The 16913-nt window shown below is 71.0% G+C and carries 16 protein-coding genes; 10 read left to right on the forward strand and 6 right to left on the reverse strand.

Features of this window, described 5'->3' with window-relative positions; translation table 11 throughout:
* The first annotated feature begins 29 nt into the window (after positions 1-29).
* Positions 30-878 carry a bifunctional methylenetetrahydrofolate dehydrogenase/methenyltetrahydrofolate cyclohydrolase gene (locus tag DAE25_RS04155; protein ID WP_107764997.1) on the forward strand — a complete coding sequence of 283 codons (849 nt, stop codon included), beginning with the start codon at positions 30-32 and terminating at the stop codon, positions 876-878.
* On the forward strand, positions 875-1279 hold the full coding sequence (locus tag DAE25_RS04160) for a DUF3017 domain-containing protein (protein ID WP_107764998.1): 405 nt from the start codon (positions 875-877) through the stop codon (positions 1277-1279). Before DAE25_RS04155 ends, DAE25_RS04160 begins: the two co-directional genes overlap by 4 nt.
* 107 nt (positions 1280-1386) lie before the next feature.
* On the opposite strand, the gene DAE25_RS04165 is transcribed toward DAE25_RS04160, so the two are convergent.
* Positions 1387-2361 (reverse strand): malate dehydrogenase, encoded by a 975-nt coding sequence (locus DAE25_RS04165; protein WP_107764999.1) that lies wholly within the window; start codon positions 2359-2361, stop codon positions 1387-1389.
* A gap of 106 nt (positions 2362-2467) precedes the next feature.
* Here DAE25_RS04165 and DAE25_RS04170 point away from each other — a divergent pair, with 106 nt between their 5' ends.
* Entirely contained in the window at positions 2468-3175 is a 708-nt protein-coding gene (locus DAE25_RS04170) for a hypothetical protein (protein WP_159083563.1), read from the forward strand.
* A gap of 3 nt (positions 3176-3178) precedes the next feature.
* Here DAE25_RS04170 and DAE25_RS04175 read toward each other — a convergent pair whose 3' ends face one another.
* A complete protein-coding gene (locus DAE25_RS04175; RefSeq protein WP_234410846.1) occupies positions 3179-4279 on the reverse strand; it encodes an aquaporin in 1101 nt (366 codons plus the stop codon).
* Positions 4280-4475: 196 nt separating this feature from the next.
* Between DAE25_RS04175 and DAE25_RS04180 the strand changes: the two genes are divergently transcribed.
* The 3 genes from DAE25_RS04180 to DAE25_RS23030 all read left to right on the forward strand — a co-directional run bounded on the left by DAE25_RS04180 (position 4476) and on the right by DAE25_RS23030 (position 8387).
* On the forward strand, positions 4476-6686 hold the full coding sequence (locus DAE25_RS04180) for an NADP-dependent isocitrate dehydrogenase (RefSeq protein ID WP_107765001.1): 2211 nt from the start codon (positions 4476-4478) through the stop codon (positions 6684-6686).
* Positions 6687-6825: 139 nt separating this feature from the next.
* A complete protein-coding gene (locus DAE25_RS04185; protein WP_107765002.1) occupies positions 6826-8034 on the forward strand; it encodes an MFS transporter in 1209 nt (402 codons plus the stop codon).
* Positions 8035-8213: 179 nt separating this feature from the next.
* Positions 8214-8387, forward strand: a complete 174-nt coding sequence (locus tag DAE25_RS23030) for a hypothetical protein (RefSeq protein ID WP_159083564.1) — start codon at positions 8214-8216, stop codon at positions 8385-8387.
* A 2-nt stretch (positions 8388-8389) separates the two neighbouring features.
* On the opposite strand, the gene DAE25_RS04190 is transcribed toward DAE25_RS23030, so the two are convergent.
* A complete protein-coding gene (locus DAE25_RS04190) occupies positions 8390-9622 on the reverse strand; it encodes a lipase family protein (RefSeq protein WP_199907430.1) in 1233 nt (410 codons plus the stop codon).
* A gap of 69 nt (positions 9623-9691) precedes the next feature.
* The gene (gene trpS / locus DAE25_RS04195) at positions 9692-10741 is read right to left on the reverse strand and encodes a tryptophan--tRNA ligase (RefSeq protein ID WP_234410847.1); all 1050 of its coding nucleotides are present in this window, start codon (positions 10739-10741) and stop codon (positions 9692-9694) included.
* A gap of 61 nt (positions 10742-10802) precedes the next feature.
* Between trpS and DAE25_RS04200 the strand changes: the two genes are divergently transcribed.
* The 4 genes from DAE25_RS04200 to DAE25_RS04215 all read left to right on the forward strand — a co-directional run bounded on the left by DAE25_RS04200 (position 10803) and on the right by DAE25_RS04215 (position 13884).
* Positions 10803-11321 (forward strand): 2'-5' RNA ligase family protein, encoded by a 519-nt coding sequence (locus tag DAE25_RS04200; protein ID WP_107765004.1) that lies wholly within the window; start codon positions 10803-10805, stop codon positions 11319-11321.
* A 15-nt stretch (positions 11322-11336) separates the two neighbouring features.
* Complete coding sequence (locus DAE25_RS04205) at positions 11337-12395, forward strand: YihY/virulence factor BrkB family protein (RefSeq protein WP_107765005.1); 1059 nt, start codon at positions 11337-11339, stop codon at positions 12393-12395.
* A gap of 2 nt (positions 12396-12397) precedes the next feature.
* The gene (locus tag DAE25_RS04210) at positions 12398-12619 is read left to right on the forward strand and encodes an SCO4848 family membrane protein (RefSeq protein WP_107765006.1); all 222 of its coding nucleotides are present in this window, start codon (positions 12398-12400) and stop codon (positions 12617-12619) included.
* Between the two features lie 314 nt (positions 12620-12933).
* Positions 12934-13884: a hypothetical protein gene (locus tag DAE25_RS04215; RefSeq protein ID WP_107765007.1), complete on the forward strand. Its 951-nt coding sequence runs from the start codon at positions 12934-12936 to the stop codon at positions 13882-13884.
* 225 nt (positions 13885-14109) lie between these two features.
* Here the strand turns inward: DAE25_RS04215 and DAE25_RS04220 are convergent, their stop codons facing one another.
* Together DAE25_RS04220 and DAE25_RS04225 are read right to left on the reverse strand one after the other, a co-directional pair.
* Complete coding sequence (locus DAE25_RS04220; RefSeq protein ID WP_056887277.1) at positions 14110-14853, reverse strand: succinate dehydrogenase/fumarate reductase iron-sulfur subunit; 744 nt, start codon at positions 14851-14853, stop codon at positions 14110-14112.
* On the reverse strand, positions 14850-16898 hold the full coding sequence (locus tag DAE25_RS04225; protein WP_234410889.1) for a fumarate reductase/succinate dehydrogenase flavoprotein subunit: 2049 nt from the start codon (positions 16896-16898) through the stop codon (positions 14850-14852). The genes DAE25_RS04220 and DAE25_RS04225 overlap by 4 nt, the downstream gene beginning before the upstream one ends.
* Positions 16899-16913: the final 15 nt, after the last annotated feature.

The raw sequence follows: 16913 nt of genomic DNA on the forward strand, positions 1-16913 counted from the left end.
ACGCGCCAGCGACTGATGGGACCCACGACGTGACTGCACAGACCCTCGACGGCAAGGCGACCCTCGCCACGATCATGGCCGAGCTGGCCGAGCGGCTGACCGCGCTGCGTGAGCGCGGCGTGACCCCCGGCCTGGCCACCGTGATGGTGGGCGACGACCCGGGCAACCAGTGGTACGTCGGCGCCAAGCACAAGGACTGCGCCAAGATCGGCATCGCGTCCTTCCGGCACGACCTGCCCGCCACCGCGACGCAGGAGGAGGTCGAGGAGCTGATCGACGGCCTCAACGCCGACCAGGCCGTGACCGGCTTCATCGTCCAGCAGCCCACCGGCCTCGACGAGTTCCGCCTCCTGTCGCGCGTCGACCCCGCCAAGGACGTCGACGGCCTGCACCCCTACAACCTCGGCAAGCTGGTGCTGGGCGAGGACGGGCCGCTGCCCTGCACGCCGGTCGGCTGCCTCGAGCTGCTGCGTCGCCACGGTGTCGAGATCGCCGGGGCCGAGGTCGTCGTGGTCGGGCGCGGGCTCACCGTCGGCCGCCCGCTCGGCCTGCTCCTCACCCGCCGCTCCGAGAACGCCACCGCCACCCTCTGCCACACCGGCACCCGCGACCTGGCCGCCCACGTGCGCAACGCCGACATCGTCGTCGCCGCGGCCGGTGTGCCCGGGATCATCACGGGCGACATGGTCAAGCCCGGTGCCGCGGTGCTCGACGTGGGGGTCTCCCGCGTCGACGGCACGATCGCCGGCGACGTGGCCGACGACGTGTGGGAGACCGCCGGCTGGGTGTCGCCCAACCCCGGCGGCGTGGGTCCGATGACCCGCGCGATGCTGCTGTCCAACATCGTCACCATGGCCGAGAGGTCCGTCGGGGCATGACCGAGCCCGCCGACGACCAGCGCGAGCCCTACATCGCGCCGCCCGAGAGCGTGCCTCCGGTGTCGGCCGAGGAGCTGGTCGACGGTGTCCAGCCGGACCCCGACCTCGACCTCGAGGAGGAGCGTCGCTACCCCTCGACGATCGGGGGTGCGTTCTACCTGCTCGTGCTGGCGACCTGCATCGTCGGGGTCGGCGTCGTGGTCACGGGGGAGTGGCGCACCGGGATCCGAGTCTTCGGCGGGGTGCTGCTCCTCGGCAGCCTGGTGCGCCTGCTGCTGCCCAACCGCGACGCCGGCATGCTCGCCGTACGCTTCAAGGCGCTCGACGTCCTGATGCTCGTCGGGCTCGGCGCGGCGCTGATCTTCCTGGCCGGGTCGATCCCCGACCAGCCCGGGGTCTAGGCCGGGCCGGTCGGGGCTGCCGGGTTTCGGCACGGCGGTCGTGACCTCGTTCCTCGGTCACGCGCCTCGCTCAACCACCATCATCCAGTCCGCTGACGCGGCCTGGATCAGATAAGCCCGAGCTCCTTGACCTGGTCGCGCTCGCTCTCGAGGCGCGCGACCGAGGCGGCGATGCGCTCCTTGGAGAAGTCGTTGAGGTCGATGCCCTGGACGATCGACCACTCGCCGTTGCTCACGGTGCACGGGAACGAGGACACGATGCCCTCGGTGACGCCGTAGGAGCCGTCGGACGGGACCGACATCGAGACCCACTCGGTGGTGCCGTTGAGCCAGTCGTGCATGTGGTCGATCGTGGCGTTGGCGGCCGAGGCGGCCGAGGAGGCGCCGCGGGCCTTGATGATCGCGCCACCGCGGGTGGCGACGGTCGGGATGTACTCGCCGGTGATCCAGGCCTCGTCGACCTGCTCGGCGGCCGAGCGACCACCGACCGTCGTGTTGAAGAGGTCGGGGTACATCGAGTCGTCGTGGTTGCCCCAGATCGCGAGGTTCTGGATCTCGGTCACGGAGACACCGAGCTTCTTGGCCAGCTGCGTCTTCGCACGGTTGTGGTCGAGGCGGGTCAGCGCGTTGAAGCGCTCGCCGGGGATGTCGGGGGCGTTGCTCATCGCGATGAGCGCGTTGGTGTTGGCCGGGTTGCCGGTGACGAGGATCTTGACGTCGTCGGCGGCGTTGTCGTTGAGCGCCTTGCCCTGGCCGGTGAAGATCTTGCCGTTGGCCGCGAGCAGGTCGGCGCGGTCCATCCCCTCCTTGCGGGGCATGGCGCCCACGAGCATGGCGGCGTTGACGCCGTCGAAGATGGCGGCCGGGTCGGCACCGATCTCGACGCCCGCGAGCAGCGGGAAGGCGCAGTCGTCGAGCTCCATCACGACGCCCTCGAGGGCGGGCAGAGCGGGCTCGATCTCGAGCAGGCGCAGCTCGACCGGGCGGTCGCCCAGCGCTCCGGCAGCGAGGCGGAAGAGCAGGCTGTAGCCGATCTGGCCGGCGGCGCCGGTGACGGCGACCTTGAGAGGTGTGGTGCTCACGACGACTCCTGAAGTTGTGCGATGACGGGGTTACCGCGCCCGACGCTAGCAGCGCAGCCGCCCCCCACGGCCAGAGGGTTGACCCGCGGTCGGGCATGCTGGCGCCATGCTCGACGGCCCCTCCCCAGCGCCCCGGCGCCGTGTCGCGGCCGCACTGGCGCTGCCTCTCGCCATGGCGCTGACGGCCTGCGGGGCCGGCGCGCCCCAGACCGCACCCCCCTCCGGCGTGGACGGCCTCGTGATCCCCACGCCCAGCCCGGACCCGGCCGACTTCGTCGCCACCGTCGACAACCCGTGGTTCCCCCTCGCCCCGGGCAGCGAGTGGACCTACGAGTCCTCGGACGGGCGCACGGTCGTCGTCACGGTGTCCGGCACCACCCGGGTGGCGGGGGTCGAGGCCACCGCCGTGGACACCGTCGAGCGCACGGGGCGCGGCCGGGTGGCCGAGCGGTCGACGGCGTGGTTCGCCCAGGACCGCGGCGGCAACGTGTGGCACCTCGGCGACGAGGGCGTGTGGTCGGCCGGTGAGGCTGGGGCGCAGGCCGGGCTGGCGATGCCCGCGACGCCCCGCGTGGGCGACGGCTTCGCGCAGGAGAGCGCGCCCGGCATCGCCGAGGACGAGTCGCGCGTCCTGGCGATCGACGCGCGCCGTACGACGCCGTACGACGCCTTCGAGGCGCTGGTGCAGGTCGAGGACGGCACCCCGCTCGAGCCGGGCGTCACCACCGAGGCGTTCTACGCCCGGGGGATCGGCCTGGTGCTCGAAGAGGGGGCGTCCTCGGACCTGGAGCTGGTGGGCTTCACCAGCGGGTGACGATCAGTCGGGCCTGCGCACCTGGGTGCGGCCGTCCTCGCCGTCGTCGGGGAGCGGCTGCCCCCACTGCTGCGGCTGGCCCTGCGGGGGCTGGCCCGGCTGACCCTGCTGGGGCGGCATGCCGGGCTGCTGCTGGGGCGCCGGCTGGCCCCACTGGCCGGGCTGCTGCTGCTCCGGGGCGGGCGGGCCCCACTGCTGCGGGGCAGCGGGCTGGGCGTACGGGTCCTGGGCGGGCGGGCCGTACGGGTCCTGGGCACCCCACGACTGGGCCGGGGGGCCGGGCTGCCACTGCTGCGGCTGGCCCTGGTTCCACTGCTGCTCGTAGCCGCTCGGCGGCGCGTACATCGCCTGCTGCTTGCGGCCGCCACCGAAGGACAGCCCCGAGCCCGGGACCGGCTCGGTGCCGTGGCCGAAGATCAGCGGGTAGGTGAGCCCGGCGATCGCGCCGCCCATCAGCGGGGCCAGGATGAAGAGCCAGAGCTGGAGGACGGCGTCGGTGCCGCCGAAGACGCCGACACCGATCGAGCGGGCCGGGTTGACCGAGGTGCCGGTCGCGCCCATCGACCCGAAGTGGATCATCGCCAGGGCCAGGCCGATCGCGAGGGGGCCCATGAAGGCCTGGAACTCGTTGCGGGCGTCGGTGACGCCGAGGATCACCCAGATGAAGACGGCGGTCATGAGCATCTCGAGCAGGAAGGCCGCCCACATGGCGTAGCCGCTGCCCTGGTCCCCGAAGGAGTTGGCCCCGATGTTGCCCTCGGCGGTGTAGCCGGGGAAGCCGTGGAGCAGACCGAAGAGGAGCAGCCCGGCGAGGAGGGCCCCGAGCAGCTGGGCGCCGATGTAGATCGGGGTCGCGCTCCACGGGAGGCGACCACCGAGCGCGGCACCCACGGTCACGGCGGGGTTGAAGTGTCCGCCGGAGACCCGACCGACGGCGTAGGCCATCACCACCACGGTGAGCCCGAAGGAGAGACCGGTGGCGACGTAGTCCCCGCCGCTCATCACGGCGGCGCCGACGCCGAAGAAGACCAGCACGAAGGTGCCCAGCACCTCGGCGGAGAACTTCTGTCCGGTCGTGGGCGTGTCCTCGGCGATCTCGGTCATGTCGCGCCTTCCTGAGTGCGGGTGTCCCACCCCCGTGGGAACAACCAGCACTCTAGCGATCCGCGGGGGGTGGGTGCGAAGGTTGGGCGGGCCGACCCGTCAGGTATCTTGACGTCAAGTTAGTTTGCCCGGTCGGCGTACCCACCGCGTCGATCACACCGATCACCGCTGTCGATCACCAGGAGCCGTCGTACCCATGGCCAAGATCATCTACACCCACACCGACGAAGCCCCGATGCTGGCGACGTACTCGTTCCTGCCCATCGTGTCCGCCTACGCGCGGACGGCCGGTGTCGAGGTCGAGACGCGCGACATCTCCCTCGCCGGACGCATCATCGCCCAGTTCCCCGACCGCCTCACCGACGAGCAGCGCCTCGACGACGCGCTCGCCGAGCTGGGCGAGCTGGCCACGAAGCCCGAGGCCAACATCATCAAGCTGCCCAACATCTCCGCCTCCATCCCGCAGCTCAAGGCCGCGGTCAAGGAGCTCCAGGACAAGGGGTACGACCTCCCCGACTACCCGGAGAACCCGCAGACGGACGAGGAGAAGGACGCCCGCGCGCGCTACGACAAGGTCAAGGGCTCGGCCGTCAACCCGGTCCTGCGCGAGGGCAACTCCGATCGCCGCGCCCCCGCGAGCGTCAAGAACTACGCGAAGGCCCACCCCCACTCGATGGGTGCATGGAGCAGCGACAGCCGGACCAACGTGGCCACCATGGGGGCCGACGACTTCCGCTCCAACGAGAAGTCCGTCGTCCTCGACGCCGAGGACACCCTCACCGTCGTGCACGTCGCCACCGACGGCGCCGAGACGGTCCTCAAGGAGGCCATCCCGGTGCTGGCCGGCGAGGTCGTCGACGGCACCGTCATGCGCGTCGCCGCGCTGCGCCGCTTCCTCACCGAGCAGGTCGCCCGCGCCAAGGCCGACGACGTGCTGTTCTCGGTGCACCTGAAGGCCACGATGATGAAGGTCTCCGACCCGATCATCTTCGGCCACGTCGTGCAGGCGTTCTTCCCGACGCTCTTCGAGCAGTACGGCGAGCAGCTGACCGCGGCGGGCATCAGCCCCAACGACGGCCTCGGCGCCCTCCTGGCCGCCACCGACAAGCTCCCCGAGGGCGAGGCCATCAAGAAGGCCGTCGAGCAGGGCATCGCCGAGGGCCCGGACCTCGCGATGGTCGACTCCGACAAGGGCATCACCAACCTGCACGTGCCGTCCGACGTCATCGTCGACGCCTCGATGCCGGCCATGATCCGCACCTCGGGCCACATGTGGAACGCCGCGGGCGCCGAGCAGGACACCCTCGCGGTGATCCCCGACTCGTCGTACGCCTCCATCTACCAGGTCGTCATCGACGACTGCCGTGCCCACGGTGCCTTCGACCCCTCGACCATGGGCTCGGTGCCCAACGTCGGCCTGATGGCCAAGGCCGCCGAGGAGTACGGCTCCCACGACAAGACCTTCGAGGTCCCCGCGGCCGGCCGGGTCGAGGTCCGCAACGCCGCCGGCGACGTGCTGATCTCCCACGACGTGGAGCCGGGCGACATCTGGCGCGCCTGCCAGACCAAGGACGACCCGATCCGCGACTGGGTCAAGCTGGCCGTCACCCGGGCCCGCGCCACCGGCGTCCCGGCGATCTTCTGGCTCGACGAGGGTCGTGCCCACGACGCCAACCTGATCGCCAAGATCAAGGAGTACCTCCCCGAGCACGACACCGAGGGCCTGACCATCGAGATCATGACCCCGGCCGACGCCACGGCCTACAGCCTCGAGCGGATCCGCAAGGGCGAGGACACCATCTCGGTGACCGGCAACGTGCTGCGCGACTACAACACCGACCTGTTCCCGATCCTCGAGCTCGGCACCAGCGCCAAGATGCTCTCGGTCGTCCCGCTGATGAACGGCGGCGGCCTCTTCGAGACCGGCGCCGGCGGCTCCGCGCCCAAGCACGTGCAGCAGCTCGTCAAGGAGAACTACCTGCGCTGGGACAGCCTGGGCGAGTTCTTCGCGCTGGCCGCGAGCCTCGAGCACCTCGCGGGCTACGACGACAACCCGCGGGCCAGGATCCTGGGGGAGACCTTGGACCGGGCCACCGAGACGTTCCTCAACGAGGACCGCTCGCCGGGTCGCAAGCTGGGCACGATCGACAACCGCGGGTCGCACTTCTACCTCGGCCTCTACTGGGCCGAGGAGCTCGCCAAGCAGACCGACGACACCGACCTCGCGGGGGCCTTCGGTGCGCTCGCGACCACGCTGCGCGACAACGAGGAGAAGATCGTCGGCGAGCTGCTCGCCGTCCAGGGGCAGCCGGCCGACATCGGCGGCTACTACGAGCCCGACGACGCCAAGGCCGAGAAGGTCATGCGTCCGTCGGCGACCCTGAACGAGGCACTCGGCACGCTCTGACGCAAGCCCCGGCACCGTGCGGTGCCTGTGGTCCACGCCGTGGGCCGCAGGCACCGTGCTGTCGTTGTGGGGGCCGTCACTCGCCGTCCCGTCGTGGAATAGGCGGTCCGGGCCGACCCTTGGAGACTGAGTGCCACCCATGACGACCACTGCTGACACCCCCGTCGACCACACGCCCGCCGTCCGCGCCCCGCACTTCGCCCTCGCCGTGCTGGCCCTCGCCACCGGCGGCTTCGCGATCGGCACCACCGAGTTCGTGACCATGGGCCTGCTGCCCCAGATCGCCGCCGGGGTCGGTGTCTCCATCCCGACCGGCGGGCACGTGATCTCCGCCTACGCCCTCGGGGTCGTCGTCGGCGCACCCGTGATCGCCTTCCTCGGCGCGCGGCTGCCCCGGCGCGGGCTGCTGCTGGGGCTGATGGTCGCCTTCGCCGTGGGCAACGCGATGAGCGCGCTCGCGACGTCGTACGGCGGGTTGATGCTGGCGCGCTTCGCCGCCGGGCTGCCGCACGGGGCCTACTTCGGGGTCGCGTCGCTGGTGGCCGCGAGCCTCGCGAGCCCGGCCCGCAAGGGCCGCGCCGTGGCGTCGGTGATGCTCGGCCTGAGTGTCGCCAACGTGGTCGGCGTGCCGGCCGCGACGTGGATGGGCCAGCACCTCGGCTGGCGCTCGGCGTTCTGGGCGGTGACCGCGCTGGGCGTGGTGACGCTCGCGCTCGTCGCGCTCTACGTCCCCTCGATCGGCGGCGACAAGGACGCGTCCGGTCGCCGGGAGCTGCGCGCCTTCGCGCTGCCGCAGGTGTGGCTGACCCTGGTCGCCGGCGCCATCGGCTTCGGCGGCATGTTCGCCGTCTACACCTACATCGCTCCCACCGTCACCGAGGTGGGTGGGCTGTCCGAGGCTGCCGTGCCGCTCTTCCTGCTCAGCTTCGGGCTCGGCATGGTCGCCGGCACCTGGCTGGCCGGGGTGATGGCGGACTGGTCGATCTTCCGCTCGCTGATCATCGGCTCGGTCGGCATGGCGGTGTCGCTGCTGCTGTTCTGGCTGCTCTCGCCCTACGGCTGGGCGGCACTGCCGGTCGTCTTCCTCATCACCGCCCTCGGCTCGGTGCTCGTCGTCAACCTGCAGCTGCGGCTGATGGACGTCGCCGGCGACGCGCAGACGCTGGGTGCCGCGATGAACCACGCCTCGCTCAACGTCGCCAACGCGCTCGGCGCCTGGCTCGGCGGCCTGGTTATCGCCGCGGGAGCGGGCTACCGCGCGCCCGCGCTGGTCGGCGTCGCGCTGTCGGTGGCCGGCCTGGCCGTGCTGCTGGTGTCGGCGACGTTGCACCGCCGCAGTCCCGCCTGACGGTCGCCGCGACGGGCCCGCCGACCTCCCGGTGAACGGCCGGTGACGCGGGATGACGGAAGTCGTCCGAATCGGAACGCCGCCGTAACACGCACTCAACCGTCCGTTAGCACCCGCGGCCGAGGATGGCCGTACGGCGCCCGAGACCCGGGTCGCCGCACGACCCCGGGGAGGCCTCGATGAGCCAGCAGCAGGAGCACGGACACCGCGACGACACCGAGCTGGAGCGCCGACGCCAGCTGCGCGACCGTCGTACCCACGACGTCGTCGAGCTGATCTCGCGGCGCGAGGAGCTCATCGGCATCAACCCCTGGGCCGACCACGTCATCGAGAGCGTCGCCTGGACGGCCTGACGTCAGAGCAGCCAGCAGTTGCTGACCTGGGGGAGCCCGGCGAACCGGGCCTCCCAGAACACCTGCGCCTCGGCGGCGTGCGGCACGATGCCGCCGACGTGCAGGGGCGCGACGTTGGGCGAGAAGCGCACGTTGGCGCCCTTGCCGCACCACGCCCGCGCCATCGCCCTGCCCACGGCGTAGGGGATGGTGTCGTCGAGGGTCGAGTGGCTGACCAGGACGGGCACGGTCGGCCTGGTCGTGCCGATCCGCTGGTCGGCGATGACCGTGCGGAACGGCTCACGGGTCATCAGCTCGGACATCGGCCGGCCGTCGGCGCTGAGGGTCTCGGAGCGCACGAAGGCGTTGTCGAGCAGGTCGAAGACGCAGTCCTGCTCGACGGCGTCCATCGTGGCGCGACCCGCGTCGTTGAGGTACGGCGCGAGGTCGATGTCGTAGCTCGCGGCGAGGCCGCGCAGCGCGAAGAAGGCGAACGCCGAGAACGGGCCGCCGTCGAGGTTGGTCGCCACGGCGCCGAGCTCGGCCGGCACGGCGCCGACGACCGCGCCCTTGAGCCGGAGGTCCGGGGCGTACGACGCCGCGAGCTCGACGGCCGCGGCCGCCGCGCCGCCACCCTGCGAGTAGCCCTGTAGCCCGACGGGGCTGCTGGACGACAGCCCGGTGCCGGTGAGCCGCTGCGCGGCGCGCACCGCGTCGAGGGTGGCCCGGCCCTGGGATACGCGGTCCATGTAGGTGTGCACGCCCGCGGTGCCGAGGCCCTCGTAGTCGGGCATCGCGATGGCGTAGCCGCGCTGCAGCAGGCCCTCCATGACCAGGCCCTCGTACTCGATCCCCTCGGAGAACTGTCGCGACGGTGCGCAGCGGTCGGCCATCCCCTGGGTGCCGGGGGCGTAGCCGATCACCGGCCGGCTCCCGACGCCGATCCACGGGGAGCTGGGCACCAGGACGGTGCCGCTGACCGCGATCGGCTGCCCGGTGCGATCGGTGGTCCGGTAGAGGACGCGGGTGGCGTTGCGGACCAGGCTGGTCGCGTCGAGGGGGTCGAGCAGGAAGGTGAGCTTCTCGGAGCGGATGACCGCCCCGTTGGTCGAGGGCAGCGTCGCCGGAGCCTCGTAGAAGGCCGGGCGGGGTGGCTCGTCGACGGCCGACACGGCCGGGGCCGCGGCGAGCGTCGTGGCCAGGAGCGTGGTGGACAGGGTTGCGACGAGAGCGCCGAGAGCGCGAGCGGCTGCCATGTGCGGCAGGTTACTCACGGGTCACTTGCCGTGACCACCGTCACGTGACCGACGTCACACGACCTCCGCTCAGGTGTAGACCATGCCCATCCGCTCGCGCACCTCGGCGAGCGTCTGCTCGGCGACCTCGTTGGCGCGCTCGTTGCCGCGGCGCAGGATGCCCGCGACGTACGCCGGGTCCTTCTCGAGCTCCGCCCGTCGCGCGCGCAGCGGCTCGAGCTCGGTGTTGACCGCGTCGGTGAGCCGCTTCTTGAGTGCGCCGCCGCCGCCGTCGCCGATCTCGTCGGCGACCGCCTCGGGCGGGGTGCCCTCGCAGAGCGAGATGAGGAGCAGCAGGTTGGCGACCTCGGGGCGGGTGTCCGGGTCGTAGGTGATGACCCGGTCGGAGTCGGTCTTCGCGCCCTTGATCTTCTTCGCCGTCTCGTCGGCGGTCATCCGCAGCTCGATGACGTTGCCCTTGGACTTGCTCATCTTGGTGCCGTCGGTGCCGAGGATCAGGGTCGCCTCGGAGAGCAGCGCCCCGGGCTCGGGGAAGGTCGGGCCGTAGCGCTCGTTGAAGCGGCGCGCGATCACCCGGGTCTGCTCGAGGTGCGGGAGCTGGTCGCGGCCCACCGGCACGACGTTGGCCTTGCAGAACAAGATGTCGGCCGCCTGGTGGACCGGGTAGGTCAGCAGCAGGCCGCCGATCGAGGTGATGCCGGCCGACTTGGCCTCGTCCTTGACCGTGGGGTTGCGCTGGAGCTCGGCGACGCTGACCAGGCTCAGGAACGGCAGCATCAGCTGGTTGAGCGCCGGGACCGACGAGTGCGTGAAGATCGTCGCCCGCTCCGGGTCGAGGCCGGCGGCGATGTTGTCGATGACCAGGCCACGGACGTTGCCAGCGACGTCGCCGAGGGCCTCGCGGTCGGTGATCACCTGGTAGTCGGCGACCAGCTGCCAGATCTCCGCCCCGCGCTGCTGGAGCTTGACGCGGTTGCGGATCGACGCGAAGTAGTGCCCGATGTGCAGGGCGCCGGTCGGTCGGTCCCCGGTCAGCATGCGCAGCGAGCCGGGATCCGTGTCGAGGATCTTGTCGAGCTCGGCGCTGCGGGCGAGGGCTGCCTGGTAGGACTCGGTCACCGGGGGAGTCTATGAACCCTCTCCGTGCGGGCGCGAACGGGTTACCGGTTAGGGTCGACTGGTGGTGACCATCGGCGTGGCAGTGGCTATCCCCGAGCCGTGGGCGACCCAGCTCCAGGACTACCGCACCTCGGTGGGCGACACCACCGCGACGCAGATCCCCACCCACATCACCCTCATCCCCCCGGTCGAGATCCCCGCCGAGGACCTGCCGGCCGTCGAGGCACACCTCGAGCGTGCCGCGACCGGTGTGCAGGAGTTCCGGATCCACCTGCGGGGCACCGGCACCTTCCGGCCCGTCTCGCCCGTGGTCTTCGTGACGCTCGTGGAGGGCATCTCCCAGTGCGAGCTGCTCGCCGACGCCGTACGACGGGGGCCGCTCGCGGTCGACCTGCACTTCCCGTACCACCCCCACGTCACCATCGCCCACCACCTCGCGGACGCCCAGCTCGACCGGGCCTTCGGCGAGCTCGCCGACTTCGAGTGCGAGTTCACCGCGGGTGCGTTCTCGCTGTACGTCCACGACGAGGGTGCAGGGTGGCAGCCCACGCGGGAGTTCGCCCTGCAGCCGCTCGCCTGATCCGCAGGAGCTCCCATGCCACTGATCGAGACCGTCAAGCAGCGCATCGAGGACGCGCGTGAGCGTCGGCCCCTGCTCGACCACCTCGTGCGGACGGTGCAGCACTTCGGCGAGGTCAACGGCAGCGCCCTGGCGGCGGCAGTCACCTACTTCGCGTTCCTGTCCTTCTTCCCGATCATCGCGCTCGCGTTCGCCGTGGTCGGGTTCGTCTCGGGGGCCTACCCCAACGCCGAGCGGGACCTGGAGACGGCGATCAACGGCGTGCTGCCGGGCATCGTCGGCGACGGTCCGGGCGAGCTCAGCCTGGACTCGCTGCAGTCGTCCGCCTCGGGGATCGCCACCGTCGGTCTCCTGGTCGCGCTCTACTCGGGCCTCGGCTGGCTCTCGGGCATGCGCACCGCCCTGGTCGCGGTCTTCGAGGAGCCGGACAAGGAGCAGCCCAACTTCTTCCTGGGCAAGCTCCGCGACGTCATCGCGCTGCTGACGCTCGGCACCGTCCTGCTCCTCAGCGTGGCGATCTCGGGGGTCGCGACCAAGCTGGCGACGCCGATCCTGGAGTTCCTCGGCCTCGGCCTCGGCGTGGAGCCGCTGGTCTGGGCCCTCGGCCTCGCCCTCGGCCTCGTCGCCAGCACGGTGCTCTTCTTCGCCTTCTTCCGCGTGCTCGCGGCTCCCAACGTCCCCTCCAGGTCGCTGTGGTCCGGAGCGCTGCTCGGGGCACTGGCCTTCGAGGCCCTCAAGCAGCTGTCGACCTACCTGCTGGCCGGCACCAAGGACGCGCCCGCCGCCCAGGCGTTCGGCATCGCGCTCATCCTGGTCGTCTGGATGAACTACTTCTCCCGGGTCGTGGTCCTAGCCGCCGCCTGGGCGCACACGTCCCCGGTCGCCCGCGAGCAACGTGAGCGCGACGCGTGGCGCGCCGGCGACGTCGAGGGCCCGCAGATCGATCTCCAGCAGGCCGCCCGGCACAGTCCCACCCTGGGAGCTCCCGAGGCGTCCCAGCGGCCCTTGGGGGCCTTCGCGGCCGGCGCCGCGACCATGCTGGCGCTCGTCGCCGTCGTCAGGAGGAGGAAGTGAGCATGCAGATGACCCGCAAGCACGGGGTGTTCCTGATCGGGGTCGCCGCCTGGAGCTTCCTCACCTGGGGCATGTTCACCAAGAACCTGTACGCCGCCCACGCAGCCGGCGAGGACCGTCCCGCGGGTTACTGGATCGCCCACTCGGTGCTGATCGTCGCCAACCTCGCGCTCGGCGGTGTCTTCGCCGCCTGGGGTGCGAAGGTGCTGCGCTCGCGTTCCTGAGGCCACAGCTCTGCCGGTAGCGGTGAGCCAGCCACCTTCCTGAGCGGGCCCGTGTGGCTGCGTCACCTCCGGCGGGCGTGTTGTCGTACGCCGCGCGCGTAGGCGGTGAGCCAGCCACATGAGCGGCCCGGTGGGATGTGGCCTGGTCACCGCCCGCCAGCGTGTCGCAGCACCCCGTGTGGCCGGGCGCGCGCCGGTCCGTACGACCCGCACGTCGGCCCGCTACCCGCCCACACGGCGCCTGGCCTCCACCGCGTTCCACAGGGCTCGACGAGGCTGTGGCGGGGCTGACGAGGGTGTGGCGGGATCGGGGCATGTTCGTCGTCCCGACCGAGTTCCGTGCCGGCCCCTTCACCCGAGCCGAGGCCCTCGCGGCCGGCGTCACGCCCCGCGTGCTCGAAGGTGTGCAGTTCGTCCGGCTCCACCATGGGGTCTACCAGCACCGGGCCCATGTCCCGTGCTTCGCCGACGAGCTGCGGGCGGCTCGACTCGCCCTGCCCGAGGGCGCGCGGACCACCGGCATCACGCGACTCCAGGAGCTCGGTCTCGACCACGGGCCAAGGGCACCGTTGCACTTCGTCGTGGAGGGCGACCACCACCTGGCCCTGGCCGGCGTCTTCCTGCACCGCACGGTCGCCATGCCACCGGAGGACGGGACGGGCGCGAGCGCCGAGGCCGCCTTCGTCGCATACTGCGCCGAGGCGCGGGTCATCGATGCCATCAAGGTCGGGAGTGCCCTGCTGCACAGCGACCTCATGGACGTGGTGGTGCTGGAGGCGCTCGCGATCGAGCAGCCGTGGCGTCGCGGCTGCGCCGAGGCACAGTGGCTGATCGAGCACCTCGACGGGCGGTGCCGGTCGCTGCCGGAGGCGGAGCTCCTGGCGCTGGTCCGCTTCTCCGGAATGCCCCAGCCCGAGGTCAACGAGCCCCTCGAGCTCGCCGACGGCCTGGTCATCACGCCGGACCTGTGGTTCCCAGCGTGGCGCCGTGTCGTGGAGTACGAGGGCAGCCAGCACCAGGAGGACCGCGACCAGTACACCGGGGACATCGACCGCTACGCGGCGTACCGGCGAGGAGGGGTCGGCTACGAGCAGGTCACCAAGGAGCTGATGCGCAACCCCCGGACGACTGTCCGACGAGTCCACCGGTCGTTGGTCGAGGGAGGGTACGACGGGCCCGCGCCGGAGTTCGGGGATCTCTGGGTGATGCTCTTCCGACGGCTCTCGGACGTCGTACGACCCCTCAACCCGTCGCGCCGGCGGTGAGTGGGCCACAGTCCGCAGACGCAGGACAGTGGCTGGTTCACCGCCCGCCGGCGTGTCGTCGTACGCCGCGCGCGTGGGCGGTCAGTCAGCCGCCTGCACTGCGCGGGAGAGATGTGGCCTGCTCACCGCCCACCGGGGAGGTGGTGGACGGGGGGCCTGAGGCCACAGACACCGCTGGCCCGCCGGGACGCGAGTCCGGACGGGCCAGGGGAGTGAGCGGGAGGATCAGTGACCGTGCTTGAGCGCGGTGCGCAGGTCCTTGTTGAGCTGGCTGATCACGTCGAGCGGGATCTCCTTGGGGCACGCCGCGGCGCACTCACCGATGTTGGTGCAGCCACCGAAGCCCTCGTGGTCGTGCTGGCCGACCATGTTGACGACCCGGGAGTCGCGCTCGGGCTGGCCCTGCGGGAGCTCGCCGAGGTGGGTGATCTTGGCACCCATGAAGAGCGAGGCCGACCCGTTGGGGCACGCCGCCACGCAGGCACCGCATCCGATGCAGGTGGCCATGTTGAAGGAGCGCATCGCCTTGTCGCGGGGGACCGGCACCGAGTTGGCCTCGGGGGCGGAGCCCGTGTTGGCGGAGATGAAGCCGCCCTGCTGGATGATCCGGTCGAAGGCGCCACGGTCGACGACGAGGTCCTTGACGACCGGGAACGCGTCGGCGCGCCACGGCTCGATGGTGATCTCGTCGCCGTCCTTGAAGGAGCGCATGTGCAGCTGGCAGGTCGTGGTGACCTCCGGGCCGTGGGCCTGGCCGTTGATCATCAGGCCGCAGGTGCCACAGATGCCCTCGCGACAGTCGGAGTCGAACGCGATCGGCTCCTCGCCCTTGGCGTTGAGCTGCTCGTTGAGCACGTCGAGCATCTCGAGGAAGGACATGTCCTCCGAGACGCCGTCGAGCGCGTAGGTACGCATCTCGCCCGTCGCCGCGGCGTCGGCCTGGCGCCAGATGTTGAGCGTGAGCTTCACTTGTAGGACCTCTGCTTCATCTCGATCGCGGTGTAGAGGAGGTCCTCCTTGTGCAGGACCGGGGTGCCCATCGAGACCTGCGGCTCGTTGGGGTCGTTCTCGTGCGCGGAGGCGAACTCCCAGGCGGCGACGTAGGCGAACTCCTCGTCGATGCGCAGCGCCTCGCCGTCCTCGGTCTGCGACTCGCCGCGGAAGTGTCCACCGCAGGACTCGCGCCGGTTGAGGGCGTCGATGCACATCAGCTCGCCGAGCTCGAGGAAGTCGGCGACGCGGCCGGCCTTCTCCAGGCTCTGGTTGAGGGAGTCGGCGGTGCCGAGCACCTTGAGGTTGGACCAGAAGTCCCGCTTGAGCTCACGGATGCCGTCGATGGCCTTGCGCAGGCCCTCGGCGGTGCGCTCCATGCCGCAGTACTCCCACATCAGGTGGCCCAGCTCCTTGTGGTAGCTGTCGGCCGACCGCTCGCCGTTGATCGACAGGAACCGCTCGATGCGGGCCTGGACCGCCTCGTGGGCGGCGACGACCTCGGGGTGGTCCTCGGTGACGGTCTCGAACGGACCGTCGGCGAGGTACTCGCGGATGGTGTTGGGGAGCACGAAGTAGCCGTCGGCGAGGCCCTGCATCAGGGCGGACGCACCGAGGCGGTTGGCGCCGTGGTCGGAGAAGTTGGCCTCACCGGTCACGAACAGGCCCGGGACGTTGGACTGGAGGTCGTAGTCGACCCACAGGCCGCCCATGACGTAGTGCACGGCGGGGTAGATCCGCATCGGGACCTCGTAGGGGTTCTCGCCGGTGATCCGCTCGTACATGTCGAGGAGGTTGTCGTACTTCTCCTCGATGCCGGCCTTGCCCAGGCGGGCGATGGCGTCGGCGAAGTCGAGGTAGACGCCACGACGGAAGTCACCCACCATCGGGCCGACACCGCGACCCTCGTCGCACATGTTCTTGGCCTGCCGGGAGGCGATGTCGCGGGGGACCAGGTTGCCGAAGGACGGGTAGATCCGCTCCAGGTAGTAGTCGCGGTCCTCCTCGGGGATGTCCCGCGGGTCCTTGTCGCAGTCCTCCTTGTTCTTCGGCACCCAGATGCGGCCGTCGTTGCGGAGCGACTCGCTCATCAGGGTCAGCTTGGACTGGTGCTCGCCGGAGACCGGGATGCAGGTCGGGTGGATCTGCGTGTAGCAGGGGTTGGCCATGTAGGCGCCCTTGCGGTGCGCACGCCACGCGGCGGTGACGTTGCAGCCCATCGCGTTGGTGGAGAGGTAGAAGACGTTGCCGTAGCCGCCGGAGGCGAGCACCACGACGTCGGCGGTGTGGGTCTCGATCGCCCCGGTGACCATGTCGCGGGCGATGATGCCGCGGGCCTTGCCGTCGACCATGACGAGGTCGAGCATCTCGTGACGCGTGTACGTCGTCACGGTGCCGGCCGCCACCTGGCGCTCGAGCGCCTGGTAGGCGCCGATGAGCAGCTGCTGGCCGGTCTGGCCGCGGGCGTAGAACGTCCGGGAGACCTGCACGCCGCCGAAGGAACGGTTGTCGAGCAGGCCGCCGTACTCGCGGGCGAACGGGACGCCCTGCGCGACGCACTGGTCGATGATGTTGGCGCTGACCTCGGCGAGGCGGTAGACGTTCGACTCGCGCGAACGGTAGTCGCCACCCTTGACGGTGTCGTAGAAGAGGCGGTGCGTGGAGTCGCCGTCCTCCTTGTAGTTCTTGGCCGCGTTGATGCCGCCCTGGGCGGCGATCGAGTGGGCACGACGCGGCGAGTCCTGGTAGCAGAAGGACTTGACGTTGTAGCCGGCCTCGCCGAGCGTCGCGGCGGCCGAGCCACCCGCCAGGCCGGTGCCGACGATGATGACCGTCAGCTTGCGGCGGTTGGCCGGGTTGACGAGGCGGTTCTCGAACTTGCGGTTGGTCCACCGGGTCGCGATCGGACCGGTCGGCGCCTTCGCGTCGACCAGCGGCGCGCCGGGGGTGTAGTAGCCCGAGGCGTCGTCGGACGTCTGCACGGACGGCTGGTTGGTGAACACGGTGCCGGAGGCATCGGTCATGGCCATGTCTGGGGC

It is taken from the genome of Nocardioides terrigena, from assembly GCF_003047265.1.
Classification (GTDB): Bacteria; Actinomycetota; Actinomycetes; order Propionibacteriales; family Nocardioidaceae; genus Nocardioides; species Nocardioides terrigena.

Bases quoted from the DNA above. Each gene is read 5' to 3' on its own strand.
- DAE25_RS04170 (WP_159083563.1), top strand. From the start codon at position 2,468: ATGCTCGACGGCCCCTCCCCAGCGCCCCGGCGCCGTGTCGCGGCCGCA.
- DAE25_RS04185 (WP_107765002.1), top strand. From the start codon at position 6,826: ATGACGACCACTGCTGACACCCCCGTCGACCACACGCCCGCCGTCCGC.
- DAE25_RS04190 (WP_199907430.1), bottom strand. From the start codon at position 9,622: ATGGCAGCCGCTCGCGCTCTCGGCGCTCTCGTCGCAACCCTGTCCACC.
- DAE25_RS04180 (WP_107765001.1), top strand. From the start codon at position 4,476: ATGGCCAAGATCATCTACACCCACACCGACGAAGCCCCGATGCTGGCG.
- DAE25_RS04160 (WP_107764998.1), top strand. From the start codon at position 875: ATGACCGAGCCCGCCGACGACCAGCGCGAGCCCTACATCGCGCCGCCC.
- DAE25_RS04225 (WP_234410889.1), bottom strand. From the start codon at position 16,898: ATGACCGATGCCTCCGGCACCGTGTTCACCAACCAGCCGTCCGTGCAG.
- DAE25_RS23030 (WP_159083564.1), top strand. From the start codon at position 8,214: ATGAGCCAGCAGCAGGAGCACGGACACCGCGACGACACCGAGCTGGAG.
- DAE25_RS04205 (WP_107765005.1), top strand. From the start codon at position 11,337: ATGCCACTGATCGAGACCGTCAAGCAGCGCATCGAGGACGCGCGTGAG.
- DAE25_RS04215 (WP_107765007.1), top strand. From the start codon at position 12,934: ATGTTCGTCGTCCCGACCGAGTTCCGTGCCGGCCCCTTCACCCGAGCC.
- DAE25_RS04175 (WP_234410846.1), bottom strand. From the start codon at position 4,279: ATGACCGAGATCGCCGAGGACACGCCCACGACCGGACAGAAGTTCTCC.
- DAE25_RS04210 (WP_107765006.1), top strand. From the start codon at position 12,398: ATGCAGATGACCCGCAAGCACGGGGTGTTCCTGATCGGGGTCGCCGCC.